Genomic DNA, 17596 nt, shown 5'->3' with positions numbered 1-17596 from the left:
ATCCCCAATGCCCCATTCCCCATGCCCAAATTGCCTGAAGAAAATGTAATATGAAAAAACACCCTCTTCAGTAGGAAAAAATAGTTGATGAAATCATTTTTATGGCAACCAATTATTTGGTTTTTCACAGGCGTTTTACTAATATCTACTCTATTGGCTTGTCAACCTCAACAGATAGCAGAGTCGCCCTCAACCACCACAGCAACTCCTATACAAACTACTGCACCCATAATAGACACACGCCCTGTGGCTAATCTTGCTAGCCAGCTAAGTGTAAATCCTGCCCAGTTGCCGCCATTACCTTATGCTCATAACACACTAGAGAAAGCCATTGATGCAGAAACCATGAAACTACATCATGATAAGCATCATGCAGCTTATGTCAATAACCTCAACAATGCCTTAAAAAAATATCCGCAACTGCAAAATAGCAGTGTGGAATCAATGCTGCGCGATTTAAATAGCGTTCCTGAGGATATTCGGACAACGGTACGTAACAATGGCGGTGGTCATCTCAACCATACAATTTTTTGGCAAATTATGAGTCCTGAAGGTGGTGGACAACCAACAGGAGAAATTGCCCAAGAAATTAATCAAAGCTTTGGTAGTTTTGATGCATTTAAGAAACAGTTTAATCAAGCGGGAGGCGATCGCTTCGGTAGTGGTTGGGTTTGGTTGGTGCGTAATCCTCAAGGTCAATTACAAATCACCAGTACGCCAAATCAAGATAGCCCAATTACCGAAGGCTCATACCCAATTATGGGTAATGATGTGTGGGAACACGCCTATTACCTGAGATATCAAAATCGCCGTGCTGACTATTTAAATAACTGGTGGAATGTAGTGAACTGGCCAGAAATCAACAAACGCGACGAAGCCTCACGCCAAAAGGCTTAGAAGAAGTTAGACAAGACTTATTCTGGCTTTATTCTGACGACTGACTTTAAATCTTGCTGTTCGATAATGCATCAAACTGAGTTGGGCAGCTTATAGGTGCAAACCGAATATTTGCTCAACTCTACAAACTGGTTGAATTAAGGTAGATGAGTTACTCAAATTCAGGTGGCCAAAGTTCTGCTAGAGCTAATTCCCAACCTGGAAGTAACTCTGGTATTGTCAATTTCTGGTTATCTTTCAAAATAACAGGTTCCTGATTAGGGCGATAAACTGTAACTAAAAGTTTGTCAGGGTCAATGAGAATACCTACCGTAGAGCCAAGTTCGAGGAATAGTTTAATTTTATCTTCCAATGGTTTGATGCGATCGCAAAGCGTGTCCGAAGGACTCTCGCTTTTAGATTTCACCTCAACCGTGAGATCGGGGACTAACTGCACAAAGTCACGCTGAGTTTTCTTGAGTCGTTCTGCCCGAACAAATAGTTTTTTAATCACAATCTACAAAGCCGGATCATCTTGTTTGAATCGATGATTTGATGGCGGTTAAACCACTGCATTCTACTTAAGTTGGCTGAGTACTTTTTATAGGACTTTGCACCTAAGACTACCTCACCAGTAGAGAATGTGGCAAGACTTTTAACACCAATGTCAACGCCGACAACGCTGTCTGAGATTGATTCAGTTATTTCTACATCAAACCCAAAACTGATAAACCATCTATCCGCTTGAAGGCTAATTGTGGCAGATTTAGTTAATACCCTTGCGGGTTCGCCAGTTGCTTCAAGTTTCTTAATCCGCCCAATGCACTGGCTCACTTGTGGTAGCCCTACCATTTTCAAATATCCACAACAGATTTGTGAGAATCCAATTTGGACAAGAGACTTAAACTTGGTGCTCGGTTGGCAACAACATGAGAAAATAGTCCTTCATATCGATCAAGTGCTTGCTCCAAGGAATAGTTTTCTACAGCAAACTGTCTTCCTTTGTTACCTAGCTTCTTCCCTAGAGCTGGATTATTATATAAATCCTGCACTGCACCTGCTAAAGCATCGGGTGATTCTGGCTCAACAACTATACCACCACCACTAAGTTGAATTGCTTTAGCAGCAGTGCCAGTATCAGGGACTGAACCCACAATTGGGCGACCACTCGCTAGCAGCAGTGGTATTTTGGAAGGCATATTGAATGAAATCACATTGCGCTTTTGCACAATTAACCCCACATCAGCTGCTGCGAGCATTTGGGGTAGTTTATCTCGCGGCTGCAACGGTAGTAGCAAAACATTATCCGCCCCTTTCAATAGACAATATTTCTGCAACCTTTGCAATGCTCTTGATTCACCGACGATGACAAAGACAATTTCTCTGATTTGACGCAAGCGGACTGCTGCTTCTATTACTGTCTCTAAACCTTGTGTTAGAGCAATGTTGCCCGAATAAAGTACCACAAACTTCCCATTCAGTTGATGGGCTGTTCTCCAAGAGTTGTTCTCCTCGGGTAAGGGTTGGATGAAATTTACATTTACCCAATTAGGAATACAAACAATTTTATTAACAGGTACTCCCTTATTCACTAAATTCTCACTAAACCCATCGGTGATCACGCTAATCGTGTGTGCAGTCCGATATGCAAATTTCTCTAGAACTGCAAGCGCTTGGATCATCTTCTTATTTTCCAGCAGCCCGACGCGCACGGCAGCTTCTGGTAAAATATCTTGCACATTCAGCACTACTGGGCAGTTGTATAACCAGCCAAGTATGGTTGCCGGCATCGTAACTAGCAGAGGTGGAATTGTTAATATAATGACATCGGGTCGTCTGCCTTTGAGGGCTTGTGGCAAGCTGGAAAAAACAAAGCTCAACTCCAAAAGGAGCCGATCCACAAGATTTGGTTTAGACTTAATCCGTAAGTAACTTCGCTGAATAGTGACACCATTTTTTTGCTCAGTAACATACCACTTCCCCTGATATCCATCATAAATTTCGCGCTGAGGATAGTTAGGCATTCCTGTAATCACCCGCACTTCATGACCTCGCTCCACCAGTCCTTCTGCTAGTTCAGTCATTAAGGGAGCAATTCCAATTGGCTCTGGATGATAGTTATAGGAATAAATCAGAATGTGCATGAGCTATTTTTGAATTTCGTGAAGACAGCCTGAGATAGTCGGATTTATTCCTAATTTCAGTAGAGGCTGCTACTTTTTTTATAATTTAGAATGACAATATTTAATCTAGTTGATCTTGGCTAATGCCTTAATTTACACTTGGGGGATTGTAGCATTATATTCAGACTTATGCATGTAATCTACATTACGCCCTTGAAACTGGCACATGGAATGTTTTTAAAATAAGTTTATTGTGAAACGCATAGTAGAATTTCCTCTAGAAAGTGGCGAATCCATCCTTATAGAAGTTGATGAACCTGCACAAATTGACGATCGCATTGGTTTGCGAGATCAAGTTGTGGAAAAAGCTACGCAGACTTTCGAGTCAGCTTTGTCAACCGTCAAGCCTGTAGCTAATGCAATCATTGCTAAAATGAGTAGCCTTCACCAGCCAGCAGATGAAGTCGAAGTCAAATTTGGCATTAAAATCAGCGCTCAACTAGGTGCAGTTGTGGCTTCTGGTAATGGTGAGGTCAATTATGAAATTACTCTGAAGTGGAAACGGGAGTCATCTGATGACCGCACCGTTTGAGTTATCTGTTGTCAGAATTTATTCAAATAGTGGCAAAGTAATAGGTGCTGGCTTCTTATCCCAAAAGTATATCCTGACCTGCGCCCATGTGATTGCTGATGCTTTGGGACTTCCGAGAAAAACTACCCAAATGCCAGATGCAGAAATCACCGTGGATTTTCCTTTAGTTGCAGCTAAACAACTGCTCAAAGCTAAAGTTGTTTTCTGGCTACCTGTGAATCCTAATGTGGAAGTAGAAGATATTGCGGGATTAGAATTAGCACATTTTCCCCGAAATCAGGCTCAAGCACCATTAATTACATCTGATGATTGGGGGGGACATCCTTTGCGAGTATTGGGTTTTCCGGCGGGACAACCAGATGGTGTTTGGGCTACTGGCGTTTTACGTGGACGCACAGCTAAAGGTTGGGTGCAGCTAGAGGATGTAAAACAACCAGGTTATAGACTAGAGCCTGGTTTTAGTGGTGCGCCGATATGGGATGATGAGCTTCAAGGTATAGCAGGAATAGCAGTAGCAGTAGACATCAACCGACCAGAAGCCAAAGTTGGGTTTATGATTCCCACACAGGTGTTGGTAAACGCATGGTCTGTGTTGCGTGAGCAAGCTATTGCTTGTTGTCCCTATCGCGGTTTATTTCCTTTCCGGGAAGCTGATGCACAGTTTTTCTTCGGGCGGGATATTTTCACCCAGAAACTAGTAGATACAGTCCAAAAACAATCATTAGTAGCGGTAATTGGGGCTTCTGGTAGCGGTAAATCTAGTGTAGTGTTTGCCGGTTTGATTCCTAATTTACGCCAGCAAGGTAATTGGCTAATTGAGTCCTTTCGCCCAAAAACGCATCCTGTAGATGAACTCGCAGCAGTAATTGTGCGCCTGCGTGAACCAGACAAGGGAAAGACGCAACAAGATATTGATGCAGGAAAATTAGCTCGTGGGTTGCGATCGCAACAAGTTGCAGCACATACTGTTTTATCGCGTATTTTGTCAGAGAACGAGGATAAGCGCCTGTTACTGGTGGTTGATCAATTTGAGGAGCTTTACGCTTCTTGCTCAGATGTTAAAGAGCGTCAATTATTTTTAAATCAATTACTAGAAGCCGCTGAACTGGTACAGAATTTTACCCTTTTGCTAACTCTGCGGGCTGATTTTTTGGGGTATGCGCTTTCTGATCGTCGCTTTGCTGATGCTTTGCAGAATGCTGATTTAAAACTTGCTCCGATGAACCAACAAGAATTGCAACAGGCGATCGCTCAACCTGCAAACAAGCAAGAGGTAAGGTTAGAAGAGGGTCTTGCAGAGCGGATTTTGAACGCGGTGGCGGATTCACCAGGGAATTTACCATTATTAGAGTTTACTTTGACGCAACTATGGGCAAAGCAGCAAAATCGCCAGATGACTCATGCTGCTTACGAAGCCATCGGCGGTGTCGAAAAGTCGTTGGCGAACCATGCAGAAGCTGAGTTTGATAAGTTCAAACCAGAGGAGCAACAACAAGCACAGCAAATATTTGTCCAACTGGTGCGTCCTGGGGAAGGGACAGAAGACACCCGCCGATTAGCTACCAGAAATGAGGTAGGAGACAATAATTGGGATTTGGTTAAACGTCTAGCGGATGCGCGGTTAGTGGTGACTGGACTTGATGAAAAACTCCATCCACAAGGGGATGGAGTTTTTGGGCATAGGGAATGGAGCATGGGGCATGGTGAAGAAACAGTAGAGATTGTCCATGAAACCTTGATTCGGGAATGGGGACGACTGTACGGATGGATGGAAAGCGATCGCTCTTTCCGTACTTGGCAAGAATTACTACGCTCAAGAATGCGTCAGTGGGAAAATGCTGGCAAAGATGAAGGGCCATTACTGCGAGGTGTCCCTCTAGGACAGGCGGAAAATTGGCTCAAGCTACGCCAAGAGGAATTGAGTCAAGCAGAGCAAGATTTTATTCAGCAAAGTTTAGCATTGCGCGATCGCGATCGCAAGCAAAAAGAACGCCGCCGCAAACTGACTCTATTTGGGCTGACAGGTGGTTTCGTAGTAGTCTCAATGCTGGCTATGGTTGCATTTTGGCTACGATGGACAGCTGAAGTTGAAGCCTCTGGAGTCACCGCGTTAAGAAATTTTGAATCTGGCGCGGGAGAAATCGAAGCTTTAGTGTCAGCAATGGAAGCCGGACAAGAAGTTAAAAAGATGGTTTTTTGGAATAGTCAATGTTTACAAGACTGTCCAGCCACAAGTCCACTGCTAGCTTTGCAGAAAATTCTAGATAATATTCATCAAACAAATCAAATCAATACTTATCAAAGAGGTATAAACAGTATTCGTTTTCTTAAGAAGGAAAAACAAGAGGAAGTAATTGTTGCTGGTGGAGAAAATGGCACAGTTACGTGGCGAAATTTCCAAGGAAAAGAATTGAAAAAGCCTAAACTGCACAATAACAGTATCAAAAGTATCGATTTTAGTGAAGATCAAACAATACTAGCTACAGGTGCAACTAACGGCTGGGTAAAACTGTGGAATGTCTCAACACAGCAGTCACCTCATTTAATAACATCCATGTATCATAAGTGTGTGAATGGACAACAATTAGGAGAATACGACCGACCAAAAGAAGGTGATAAATGTAGTGTCAACAATGTGCGTTTTCTTCCCAAGAGCAACCTGCTAGCAACAACTGGAGACGATGGCAAAGTCAAATTGTGGCGTTTCACTGGAGAACCTATTTTAACAATAGATGCCCATCAGGGAAGTATCAAAAGTCTCAATCCTAATCCTGATAATATTCAGCAATTTGCCACGGCTGGAGAGGACGGCTTGGCAAAACTTTGGGATATCAAGGGGACAGAATTGGCAACATTTAAGGGTCATGAATGCAGTGTCAAAGATACTAAAAAATGTAGTGTCAACAGTGTCTGGTTTTACCCCAAGAAAAAGCAAGTTGCTACTGCTGGAGATGATGGTACAGTTCGGCTGTGGAATCTTGCTGGAGAAGAACTGGCAAAATTTGAGGCTCATCAAGAAGGTGTTGAGACAGTTCGTATTCGCAACGATGGTTTGATTGCTACATCAGGTAGCAATGGCAAAGTCCGGCTATGGAATAATTTTAAGGCAACACTACAAGCAGAATTTCTAGGTCATCAGGGTAGTGTTGTCAGCATCCGGTTTAATGAGCAGGGGGATACGCTTGCCACCGCTGGAAAAGAAGATGGTACGGTAAGGCTCTGGGCAATTTCAGGAAAATCATTAATCAAACCCAAAAACCCCTTAATCAAACTAGAGGGGCATGAAAAAGCTGTTGCTAGTGTTCGTTTTAACCCAGAAGGCAACTTACTCGTTACAGCTTCAGATGATGACTATATTAGGCTTTGGGATCTTAAAGGGAAGCTGATAAGACAATTCAAAGCCGGTCAAGGTGGTGTCAATACTGTACGTTTTAGCCCAGACAAAGCAAAAAACCTAATTGTTACAGGTGGAGAAGATGGCACAATAAAGCTCTGGACGCGCACCGGAGAATCGTTAAAGCCTCAGAAACCCTTCGAGGGGCATTCTCAAGCAATACGGAGTATCAATTTCCATCCTCAAGAAGATAAGCTTGTTACTGCTGGAGATGATGGCATGGCAAAAGTGTGGGATCTCAAAGGAAACAAGTTAAAAGAATTTCTGCATGAAGGTAAACTTGAGACCGCTAGATTTAGTCCAGATGGCAAGCTGCTAGCTACAGTTGGAGAAAAAGGGACAGCATTGCTGTGGGATATTAGTAGCAAGGAGTCTAAAAAATTGATAGGTCATAAGGGCTATGTTAACACTGTTGGTTTTAGCCCCAAGGAGAATAAATTGGCTACATCTGGAGATGATGGTACTGTCAGGCTGTGGGATTATGCAGGAAAGCAGTTAAAAGAATTTAAGACTTATGAAGGCAGAGTCACACAAATAAGTTTCAGCCGGGATGGTAAACTGCTGGCTACATCTTCAGCAAACTACACAACCAAATTGTGGAATTTATCAGGACAACAAGTAGCAGAATTTAGAGGTCATCAAGGCTTTGTGAGAAGTGCAGATTTTAGCCCGAATGGTAAATTTCTGGCTACAGCCAGTAAAGACAAGACGGTAATTGTGTGGCGTATGCGGGGATTAGATGAACTTTTGATTGAAGGGTGCGATCGCCTCAAAGATTACCTTGTAACTAATCCCGAAGAAGAAAAAAAACTTAGTGTGTGTCGTTGAAGTATTTGTCTAATCAACTTTACAATATCCAGGAGATATATAATTTTGGTGGTACAAAAGTTTGTGTAGCATTTGAGTAATAAATATTACTCAAAACAACGCTATTACTTAACTAGTCTAATATTGTATATCTTTCGTGTAGTATTCTGATGACAAAGGTTAAGAGTGTTGATATATCAGGAAATTTAGCATTTTTATTAGAAGTTGGTACAGAAGAACTACCTGCAAGTTTTCTTAGTAATGCTATAACGCAATGGCAAAAGCGCATTCCCCAAAGTCTAGAAGCCAATGGTCTAACAACGGAAGCTGTAGAAGTTTACGGTACTCCTAGACGCTTGGCGGTACTCATCAAAAGTCTACCATCCCAGCAACCAGACCGCGAAGAAGAAATTAAAGGCCCTCCCGCCCAAGCCGCCTTTAAAGATGGTAAACCAACACCAGCAGCAGTAGGTTTTGCTAAAAAGCAAGGCGTGGAAATAGACGCTTTAGAAATCCGTCCCACAGATAAAGGGGAATTTGTCTTTGTACAAAAAAGAATTCCTGGTCGTCCTGTGGCGGAAATTTTAACAGAACTTGTTCCCCAGTGGATTTGGGGTTTAGAAGGTAAGCGGTTCATGCGTTGGGGTGATGGGGATGCCAAGTTTTCGCGACCAATCCGCTGGCTGGTAGCTTTGTTAGATGCAGAGGTGCTACCGATTGAATTGGTGAATGGTTCAAAGACGATAAAGAGCGATCGCATTTCTCAAGGTCATCGTGTTTTACATCCAGAAACCGTGACAATTACCCAGGCTACTGATTATCTTACAACCCTAAGTCATGCCTACGTCACAGTTTATCCTGATGAACGAGCAAATGTGATCAAAGAGCAAGTAAATGCACTAGCAGAGAATTTAGGCGGGTATACAGTAATATACCCTGATTTGTTAGAGGAAGTAACCAACCTTGTAGAATATCCTTCCGCAGTTGTTGGTAAATTTGAACCAGAATTTTTGGAGTTACCAACTGAAGTAATTACTGAAGTTATGGTGACTCATCAACGTTATTTCCCTGTATTCAAAATAGGTAGTTCTGAACAAGAATTATTGCCCAATTTCATCACCATTTCTAACGGTGATCCAACTAAATCAGATATTGTTGCCGTAGGGAATGAAAGGGTAATTCGTGCCAGATTAGCTGATGGGAGATTTTTCTACGAAGCTGATTTAACCAAGCCTTTAGAAAGCTTTTTACCCCAGTTAGAAAAAGTCACTTTCCAAGAAGAGTTGGGTTCGTTGCGTGCCAAGGTAGATAGAGTAGTTAAGATTGCCGAGCAAATTACCACCAAATTAGAATTAGAGGCAAATCAAAGCCAAAAAATCCAACGTGCTGCCTTATTATGTAAAGCAGATTTGGTCACTCAAATGGTATATGAATTTCCCGAATTGCAAGGTATTATGGGAGAAAAATATGCCTTACTCAGTGGTGAAGATGCCGAAGTAGCAAAGGCAATTTTTCAACATTATCTACCAACAGGAGCCGGTGACATTTTACCGGAAACACTCACAGGTCAAATTGTCGGTTTGGCAGATAGATTAGATACTTTGGTGAGTATCTTTGGCTTAGGTTTAATTCCCTCTGGATCTTCTGACCCCTTCGCCTTGCGCCGTGCTGCAAATGCTGTAGTTAAAATTGCTTTGTTTTATAATCTACCGATAAATTTAGATGATTTATTGGCGCAAATATCAGCAGACTTTGCAGCGAAATTTGACAAAAATCAGGCATCATTAACCGCAGCGTTGCAAGAATTTTTCTTACAACGTATCCGCACCCTACTACAAGAAGAAAAACAAATTGATTACGATTTGGTAAATGCGGTTTTGGGAGAAAATGACCCAGAATATACAGAACGGGCATTAAAGGATTTATTAGATGTCCGCGATCGCGCCTTATACTTGCAACAAATCCGTAACGACAACACCTTGGATACCATCTACGAAACCGTTAACCGTTCCACGCGATTAGCGGCCCAAGGTGATTTGGATACCAAACAGCTAGAACCAACACCCGTAGTCCGTCAAGAACTATTCCAAAAATCTTCTGAGGTTGCTTTGTATAATGCCTTAGTTGACTTAGTGCCACAAACTGAAGCAGCACAGCAGACACGGAATTATCAACTGTTAGTAGCAGCATTAGCAAATATTGCCCCGGCTGTAAGTAACTTTTTTGACGGGGCGGATAGCGTCTTAGTGATGGATACGGATCCTGAAGTCAAGCGTAATCGCTTACATTTGCTGGGATTAGTTCGTAATCATGCCCGTGTATTAGCTGATTTTGGGGCGATCGTCAAAAATTTGTAGCGTAGGCTAACAAAAAGTTGTGTAATTTTGCCAATAAGCGCTACTATAGGGAGTGCTTAACCAGGGACTCTGCTGCAATCTATGTCCAAAGCTCATGTGATTGGATTGGGAAAGTCCGGTGTTGCTGCGGCGAGATTGTTGCAACGGGAAGGTTGGGAGGTGGAGCTAAGCGATCGCACCATCTCCGAAACCCTCCTTCAGCAACAACAAGAACTTTCTGCCGAGCAAATAACCGTTAAACTAGGCCAATCCCTGGAATTGAATGGTGCTAATTTACCCCAATTAATAGTTGTTAGTCCTGGCGTGCCTTGGGATATTCCTGTATTAATTCAGGCACGAGAACTAGGCATTGAAACTATTGGGGAAATGGAACTCGCCTGGCGACATCTACAATCTCTACCTTGGGTAGGAATTACCGGCACCAACGGCAAAACTACTACCACAGCTTTAATTACTGCCATTTTTCAAGCAGCAGGATTAAATGCACCCGCCTGCGGTAATATTGGCTACGCTGCTTGCGACGTTGCTCTGTCTCAGGGGGGATTGGGGACTGGAGAAGCTAGGGAAACTAGGGAAAAATTTGATAACTCCTCACTCGATTGGGTAATTGCTGAAGTCAGTAGCTATCAAATAGAATCATCAAATACTCTTGCTCCCCGTATCGGTATTTGGACTACTTTCACACCGGATCACCTTAGTCGCCACAAGACTTTAGAGAACTACTACAACATCAAAGCAAAACTGTTGCATCAATCTAAGTTTCAAGTTTTCAATGGCGATGATGGCTATTTGAGCAAGCTAGGTCAAAGTCATTGGCCTGATGCCTATTGGACAAGTGTCAAAGGAAAAGATTCTTTGATTGGCGAACGAGGCTTTTACATTGAAAATGGCTGGGTTGTGGAAAAGTTGACTGTATCGTCAGCACCAGCAACTGTTGTGGAAGTGTCTGCTTTACGGATGGTGGGAGAACATAATCAGCAAAATCTACTCATGGCTGTAGCAGCGGCGAGGTTGGCAGGTATTGGTTGTGATGCTATTACGCGTGCAATTCGGGAATTCCCTGGCGTCGCCCATCGTTTGGAGCATATCTGCACCTGGGAAGGCATTGATTTTATTAACGATAGCAAAGCCACCAACTACGATGCTGCCGAAGTTGGCTTAGCATCTGTAAAAAATCCAGCGATTTTGATTGCTGGCGGAGAAGCCAAAGCAGGCGATGATACTGGCTGGCTAGCAAAAATTCACTCCTCGGCTGCTGCTGTATTATTAATTGGTTCTGCCGCACCCGCGTTTGCTCAACGCCTCCAAGAGGTAGGGTATTATTCATCCGAAATTGTGGAAACGATGGAAAGGGCAGTCATCAGGTCGGCAGAATTAGCCCAGTTGTATCATGCATCTGTGGTACTGCTATCTCCAGCTTGCGCTAGTTTCGACCAGTACCCAAATTTTGAGGTGCGGGGTGATCATTTCCGCCAGTTATGTCTTGCTTGGGTAACAGGCAAAAAGTTTACTAAAGCGAAACTTTCAGACTCTGAAACTTCAAGTCAAGAGTCCATAGCCCGGAGTCGATAGTCGGCTGTACTTCCCTGATGGGGATTTTTAGTTGATTGATAGCATAAGCTCCTATTATTTAGGGACATAACTATTACAGTTATGTCCCTAAATTTTTTCAACTAATAGAGCCACAAATTTATGTATACAAGTGATATCTAGCGTCTGTGCCAAAACCCGACCTAAGTCAACCAATTCTGCTGCTCGGTCAATATCGTTTGCTTTCACCATGTCTGGTAGAGTTCACTCGATAGTGTATTAATTATGTCCCGAAAAATTATATAAGAAACTGCTAAAGACAAAAGTCCATTAATTATGATGATTTATGGTTATTGTTTAAAAACCATAAATTGAGTATAAATTTAAATTCACTTGACCAAAGGAGCTAAAGTTATGTCTAACATCAAAGTAGAAGATTTAGATTCGCAAGCAGTTCCATTCTTTGCCCGCTTCTTAGAAGGACAATCTCCTGAAGAGTTGACTGAAGAGGAAATGGAGGCAATAGGAGGCAGGTGTGGTGGAATAGTTACGACGCTGAAGTTTCCTTCTGATAATGAAGATGCCGCCACTAGGAAATACCCATCTGATAGCGATGAATATGCTATGACTCAAAAGTACCCTTCAGATGGTGATGATACATTGTAGAAGGGACTGGGGATTGAAGATTAAGAATAAACTGCACTAGGGTGAGCATACAATGCCCACCCTATATGTTACTCATTGCTCACGCAAAAACCTCTGTGCAGCGCTAGCCCAAACCGAAGCTGTAGCCCCAACCCAAGACCCCCTAACATCTCGCGATCGCCGCATCATTGCCGAGATTATCCAAGTTTAACCCGAATCAGTTCGCACCATCTGGATTGAAGGCGGAATTACGGTATGGGTGCAGTTAGTCAGTGGCGGACGGCTACCCTTTGACCGGGACTGGTTCGCTACAAGAGTTTTAGAGGTTAAAGCAACGCTACCAGAAACACCACGGGAATGGAACAAACGTCTGAGTGATGAATTAGAAGAAGCTTGCGTCAAGTTCAATCTATGGCATACCAAAATTAAATGGGTATCCTTTAGCACTAAACTTTACCGTAATAACCAATTAGTAGGTTATATCGGCTGTAACCAAGAAGGCTGGTATTCCAGACCCCGCACATACGGGATGAAGAGATTTGCTAATAGTGCAGACGAGGCGATTACGTTCTTAGGAGTCCGGGCAGCTAGCTGTAGCAGCATGAACTTAGTTGTTAGTTGGCGGAGGTAACTGTTGCACTACTTCAACGGATAAACCAGTGATCCGTGCAACTATTTCAACTGACATTCCTTCCGCCAGTAAATTGATAGCTATCTCACGCGCTTTCCCTTCACTTCCTTCTTCCCGACCTTCAGTCTTAATTAGTGTTCTAGAAGGAAAGATTGAAATTATTTGTTATTATCTTTGCGCTTTTGTTCTAAATAATTGAGCAGTTGGAGTACGTAAACTTCAAATTCTGCATTTCTTTGGTTGACAGATTCAATAAGAGGAACAAAAAAATTGTCTGGGAAATTGAGAACTAAATTCCCTAGACGTAATGCTAAAGGTCTTAAATGTCCTCCTTTGAGTTTGGCTCGAAAATCTTCTGGGGGCTTTTTTAAGTAATTGAAGAACCATTCCCGTGTAGATTTGCCTATATTATCTAAAGGGAAATAAACTAAGCCAAGCAAATTAAAGAATTTACTATCTTCAATTAAAGCCTCGGTTTCTTGAGGAGTTGGTTTGACGTTAAAACCAAGATTGATCAGAAAATTTGCTAAGACATTAGGTTTAATGGCACTATCAAGCCCAGTATTTACGGGTGCTAATAGTATAGATGGTTGACTTTTAATAAAGATGCTGTTAATTTTTACATCTGATTCATCAAAAACATTTTGAAGTTTAGCTACATCTTGATTGACATAATAGGAAGTTAATTTTTTAGCCTCGGAACGTTTGTCCTCAAGCTCATTAATTAGATTCTCTAAATCATCAACAACACTTTGAAATCTTTTTGCTTGTTTTTCTGGGGATAAATTAACTGAAGTTTTTCTGACTATTTCCCAAATAAATACTTCTAGTTGCTCTCGTTCTTTAGGTAAATTACTAAAAGCTTCTAAAAGTGCAATGTATTTACAGCCAATACTATGACCTATCCAATTAAAGTTAGAATCATCTAGGTAAGTTTTATAGTCATAACCTGCTAATTCTGCCATTCTCACTAATTCTGGCATGAGTTTATATTGTTCTCTAATAAGAAAACTCGCCTCTCTATAATGGTCAAAAGTAAAATTAAATGGCAAGAGAATTATTGTATAGCCCTGCTTGAATAAACATTCAAGTAGATATCGATAAAAAAACATGGGGACAAATGTACCAAAAAAAGCTCCACCAATGAATTGGATTACTCCTTTAGGTTGAGGGTGTAGAGCAACCCAACTAAAAGAAACTGGTTTAAATCTCAGCTTTAGATTCATCATATTCGTGATTGAATTTGCCACTAAACAGATATATATTTAGGAGAAAATAAGCCTTATTCATTCATAAAATTAAATAAATTTATGCATGAATGAGGCTTATTACAAAGCTAATTATGTTAGGTTAATTCACATTTTAATGGTAGGAAAGTTCAAACAGAGAACCGCCATGAGGTGTAGGAAGAGAGTAGGCAATTTGATCTAGCTGAACTTTAGTTCCTTCTACATCTAAGTTTTTGTAAAATGTTCCTCGATGCTCAGGAGTCAATAGTAATTTAGCAGAGTTATAACCCGTCGAAAGAGAAGATATGAAAATTTCTACATAACCTCTAACCTCAAACTCTTCATTCTTTAATAATTCTGGTTGAAGAATATTGGGCTGTAGAAGAAATAAACCTGTGTCGCTAGCTGGAATAGTTCTCGTAAATCTGATTTTATTAGGAGCAAAATCAGGCTCAATAGTAGCCAACATATTACTCTCATCTACATCAATAAAGCCGACAAGTTCCTGAATATCTACAGGAGGATTAGATACTATCGTGAAGACAAGAGAAACAGTTACATCAAAGGCATTAACATTACTAATAGTTAGAAAATAGCCTTGGATAACTGTACGACTAAGCTTGCCAATCTTAGCTTTTAAATCCAATGGTACTTTTACAGGAATATCTTCCTGTTTAGGAAATTGTCGTTTGACGAGAAGCTCAAAAGTAGAGACAAGCATAATTTTCACCTTGAATTTTTGACGTGCAATTATTGTTGAACTTTAGAAAACTTTGTCTAAGTCTAAAAATTACTTCAAAACTGTTTAGTGCTATTTCGGAAAATTAGCCTCATTTTTAGCCAAAAATCTGTATTTGCATAAATTATCTATTTCGTGGCCGGGCTTTCTTGTTTTTAGCAAGAAAGGCAGCTATGCTGAAGGGAACCCACCCTTAAAAGAGTGGGATTGTTACAAAGACGTTTTATACCTCGCTGCAAACAGTCTCCGTATAATTATTGATTTAAACTGAGCTTTAAACCCTGCAACTTTAGTTTTAATTAATACTTTTAACCTTCAGCATAGCTGCCCTCGACCCTCTGCCTTTCTTTGTAATAAAAAAGCAATTATGACTATTTTAAAGCGAAGATAACGAAAGCATTTCCTTGGTTCTCCAAGCAATAGCGGCTCAAGGTGGGAAAGCGTTTCGTTTTGACACAGACCGATTTCCTACAGAAGTACAGTTAGATGTTTACTGTAGTGAAGAATCTGAACGAGTGATTCTGAAATGAAGCAGGTGCTTGTAAAGAAAATTTAAAAAAAGCAAAAGGCGATCGCAACAAAACTGGATAATGCACTTGAATTGGCTAATCCATTCCCTTAAACGGATACTTTTATGGTACATAAGCCCAAAATCTTGGCTTTTGCTGGCAGCACACGCACTGATTCCTACAACAAAAAACTGGTGAAAATTGCCACAAATGGTGCTAAGGCAGTTGGTGCAGAAGTAACTTATCTAGATCTGCGTGATTTACCCTTACCTCTTTTTGATGAGGATCTAGAAGCTCAAGAAGGTCTACCTGCCAATGCCCACAGGTTTAAGGATTTACTGATTTCTCATCAAGGGTTGCTAATTGCTTCACCTGAATATAATAGTTCACTGACAGCAGTTTTGAAGAATGCCATCGACTGGGCATCTCGTCCATCTCCTAATGAACCCCCGTTAGCTGCTTTTGTAGACAAGGTTGCTGCGATTATGAGCGCTTCGCCAGGCGGTCTGGGAGGTCTACGGGGCTTGGTTCACTTACGGGCTATCCTAGGAAATATTAGAGTTTTGGTACTTCCCGATCAGGTTGCTGTACCCAAAGCTTACGAAGCTTTCAATGCCGATGGCACGTTAAAAGATGGTAAACAGCAAGAATCTATTGAGAAGCTAGGTGAGAAGCTAGCAAATATATTGCTGAAGCTCAATTAAATATTGTAAACACGAAAAGTGACGCTTTTAGTTTTTACCATTCGGTCGTTGAATAATCGTCTCCAAAACCCGCCGTTTAGCTTTTGGATCAATACCTACTAAGCGCACATACTCACCGCTATATTCTGCCAGAGATGATTCCAGATTTGATATTGCGTCCGACTCTGCATCAATATGACTATTAACACAACTTTGCCAAGAACCCGTACGGAAACGTCGTTCATCTACATGTTCAATGCTAATTTTGTAACCTTGAGATAATAATTGTCTAATTTGTGCTTGTGTCTCCAAGCTTAAATGGGTATTTGATACTTCCTGTTGCTGAGATTTATTAGCTGCTTCTTTAGTTGATGGCTGACTAATTGGTGTGACAACAGGTGGTGCAGCTTGATAATTTCTGCCTCTATTAAGTCGGTTGTACTCATCAACTAACTGGGAATTCTCTACCCGTTTTTGTTCGCCAACCATCAAGTTACCAGACTCGATTAAGTGAGATAAGCTGAAATTTGGCTTTTTAAATTCTGGTGGCCCTTCTAGACTGTTAACTACACGCAAGGATACGCGTTCAAAACCTATCTGATAGATGAAGTTGCGAATTTGTTCATCATAAATGCGCGATCGCAAAGCGCTAAAAAAGTCAATTGATTGATTCGCAAAGGTATCAACTAACTGTTCAATTTCCCGGCGCGAAAGTCCATCTGGTTCAAAAATCCCTTCAACAATGCCCACTTTATCATCTCTATCAGGTTCCCAGTAAAATTTATCCATCCGACCATCTCGAATTAATGGCGCGTAAAGAGTGGAAAAATCATTCCCTGTGACAATAATCGGTACACGATGTAAAGGCGTGGAATCGTAGCTTCCAGGTAACTGCACATCTGTGGGATTATCAGCAATATTCATCAGTGTGGCATTTACCAACTGCGTGTTTACAGTATATTGAGTGCCTTCATCAAAGCGGCCAGCACCCGCATCTAAATCGTTAATCATCAAAACACACATTTTACCGCGCACTTTGATCAGTTCTGCTGTTTCGCGGTAGCGCAGACGAATTAAACGTGCTGGATCTCCTGCATCAGGACTTTCCAACTCTCCACCAGAGATGTGAGTCACTTCGATACCCATTTTCTCAAAGACCAACTCACATTGAAAGGACTTACCTTCACCTTTGCGTCCATGAACTCCCAAAATTATGGGTACTCGAATACCAGGAAGTTTCAAGAAATTTTTGGTGATGTGAACAGCAAGTTTGTCCAAAAAGCGAGGAGCAATGTAGTAAGCCATTAGCCTGTCTTATAAATAGTTAGCACTTCTAAATATAATGTTAAGTTTTTCTGGGGACAGCGATCGCGCTTTCTCGCCGCGTTCCCGTGTTTCTATGTCTTTGAACTAACATACTGAGCGTAAAATAATACCGGACAGAGCAGAAAGCACCCAATTAAAATCTTTACTCTGCCCAT

Annotated in this window: 15 protein-coding genes and 2 pseudogenes; 10 read left to right on the top strand and 7 right to left on the bottom strand. The window is 41.5% G+C overall.

The genetic code is table 11. The features are described 5' to 3' along the window. The first annotated feature begins 87 nt into the window (after positions 1-87). On the top strand, positions 88-897 hold the full coding sequence (locus tag IQ246_RS13525) for a superoxide dismutase (RefSeq protein ID WP_304952581.1): 810 nt from the start codon (positions 88-90) through the stop codon (positions 895-897). 151 nt (positions 898-1048) lie between these two features. Here IQ246_RS13525 and IQ246_RS13520 read toward each other — a convergent pair. The 3 genes and pseudogenes from IQ246_RS13520 to IQ246_RS13510 all read right to left on the bottom strand — a co-directional run. Continuing rightward, positions 1049-1375 (bottom strand): annotated as a pseudogene (locus tag IQ246_RS13520) (Uma2 family endonuclease); the annotation flags it as partial. An 11-nt stretch (positions 1376-1386) separates the two neighbouring features. Beyond that, entirely contained in the window at positions 1387-1728 is a 342-nt protein-coding gene (locus IQ246_RS13515; protein ID WP_194003821.1) for a transposase, read from the bottom strand. Between the two features lie 2 nt (positions 1729-1730). After that, positions 1731-3020: a glycosyltransferase family 4 protein gene (locus IQ246_RS13510; RefSeq protein WP_194003819.1), complete on the bottom strand. Its 1290-nt coding sequence runs from the start codon at positions 3018-3020 to the stop codon at positions 1731-1733. Positions 3021-3252: 232 nt separating this feature from the next. On the opposite strand from IQ246_RS13510, the gene IQ246_RS13505 reads away from it, so the two are divergent. The 4 genes from IQ246_RS13505 to murD all read left to right on the top strand — a co-directional run bounded on the left by IQ246_RS13505 (position 3253) and on the right by murD (position 11721). After that, positions 3253-3591, top strand: a complete 339-nt coding sequence (locus IQ246_RS13505) for a CU044_2847 family protein (protein WP_194003817.1) — start codon at positions 3253-3255, stop codon at positions 3589-3591. Further along, positions 3575-7813 (top strand): trypsin-like peptidase domain-containing protein, encoded by a 4239-nt coding sequence (locus IQ246_RS13500; protein WP_194003815.1) that lies wholly within the window; start codon positions 3575-3577, stop codon positions 7811-7813. The genes IQ246_RS13505 and IQ246_RS13500 overlap by 17 nt, the downstream gene beginning before the upstream one ends. A gap of 149 nt (positions 7814-7962) precedes the next feature. Next, a complete protein-coding gene (gene glyS, locus IQ246_RS13495) occupies positions 7963-10149 on the top strand; it encodes a glycine--tRNA ligase subunit beta (RefSeq protein ID WP_194003813.1) in 2187 nt (728 codons plus the stop codon). An 81-nt stretch (positions 10150-10230) separates the two neighbouring features. Then, entirely contained in the window at positions 10231-11721 is a 1491-nt protein-coding gene (gene murD / locus IQ246_RS13490) for a UDP-N-acetylmuramoyl-L-alanine--D-glutamate ligase (protein ID WP_194003811.1), read from the top strand. Positions 11722-11808: 87 nt separating this feature from the next. Here the strand turns inward: murD and IQ246_RS30885 are convergent, their stop codons facing one another. Then, on the bottom strand, positions 11809-11931 hold the full coding sequence (locus IQ246_RS30885; protein ID WP_255515545.1) for a hypothetical protein: 123 nt from the start codon (positions 11929-11931) through the stop codon (positions 11809-11811). Positions 11932-12093: 162 nt separating this feature from the next. Between IQ246_RS30885 and IQ246_RS13485 the strand changes: the two genes are divergently transcribed. From IQ246_RS13485 to IQ246_RS13480, 3 genes are read left to right on the top strand one after another with little or no spacing between them, the layout of a single operon-like run. Further along, positions 12094-12345: a microviridin/marinostatin family tricyclic proteinase inhibitor gene (locus IQ246_RS13485; RefSeq protein WP_194003809.1), complete on the top strand. Its 252-nt coding sequence runs from the start codon at positions 12094-12096 to the stop codon at positions 12343-12345. A gap of 52 nt (positions 12346-12397) precedes the next feature. Beyond that, positions 12398-12535: a hypothetical protein gene (locus tag IQ246_RS30370; RefSeq protein WP_244142023.1), complete on the top strand. Its 138-nt coding sequence runs from the start codon at positions 12398-12400 to the stop codon at positions 12533-12535. A gap of 48 nt (positions 12536-12583) precedes the next feature. Then, complete coding sequence (locus IQ246_RS13480; protein ID WP_244142022.1) at positions 12584-12955, top strand: hypothetical protein; 372 nt, start codon at positions 12584-12586, stop codon at positions 12953-12955. Positions 12956-13113: 158 nt separating this feature from the next. On the opposite strand, the gene IQ246_RS13475 is transcribed toward IQ246_RS13480, so the two are convergent. Both IQ246_RS13475 and IQ246_RS13470 read right to left on the bottom strand, forming a co-directional pair. After that, positions 13114-14181: a DUF1350 family protein gene (locus IQ246_RS13475; RefSeq protein WP_194003825.1), complete on the bottom strand. Its 1068-nt coding sequence runs from the start codon at positions 14179-14181 to the stop codon at positions 13114-13116. A gap of 136 nt (positions 14182-14317) precedes the next feature. Beyond that, positions 14318-14905: a hypothetical protein gene (locus tag IQ246_RS13470; RefSeq protein WP_194003807.1), complete on the bottom strand. Its 588-nt coding sequence runs from the start codon at positions 14903-14905 to the stop codon at positions 14318-14320. Positions 14906-15303: 398 nt separating this feature from the next. Between IQ246_RS13470 and IQ246_RS13465 the strand changes: the two are divergent. Both IQ246_RS13465 and IQ246_RS13460 read left to right on the top strand, forming a co-directional pair. Beyond that, positions 15304-15447, top strand: a pseudogene (locus IQ246_RS13465) (MvdC/MvdD family ATP grasp protein); the annotation flags it as partial. A 110-nt stretch (positions 15448-15557) separates the two neighbouring features. Further along, positions 15558-16136: an NADPH-dependent FMN reductase gene (locus tag IQ246_RS13460; RefSeq protein WP_194003805.1), complete on the top strand. Its 579-nt coding sequence runs from the start codon at positions 15558-15560 to the stop codon at positions 16134-16136. Between the two features lie 27 nt (positions 16137-16163). Here the strand turns inward: IQ246_RS13460 and IQ246_RS13455 are convergent, their stop codons facing one another. Next, the gene (locus IQ246_RS13455; protein WP_194003803.1) at positions 16164-17420 is read right to left on the bottom strand and encodes a ribulose bisphosphate carboxylase small subunit; all 1257 of its coding nucleotides are present in this window, start codon (positions 17418-17420) and stop codon (positions 16164-16166) included. Positions 17421-17596 lie beyond the last annotated feature (176 nt).

The organism is aff. Roholtiella sp. LEGE 12411 (assembly GCF_015206995.1).
Taxonomy (GTDB): domain Bacteria; phylum Cyanobacteriota; class Cyanobacteriia; order Cyanobacteriales; family Nostocaceae; genus Komarekiella.
The sequence above is the reverse complement of the archived record's forward strand: the minus strand, read 5'-3'. Positions and strand labels throughout refer to the sequence as shown.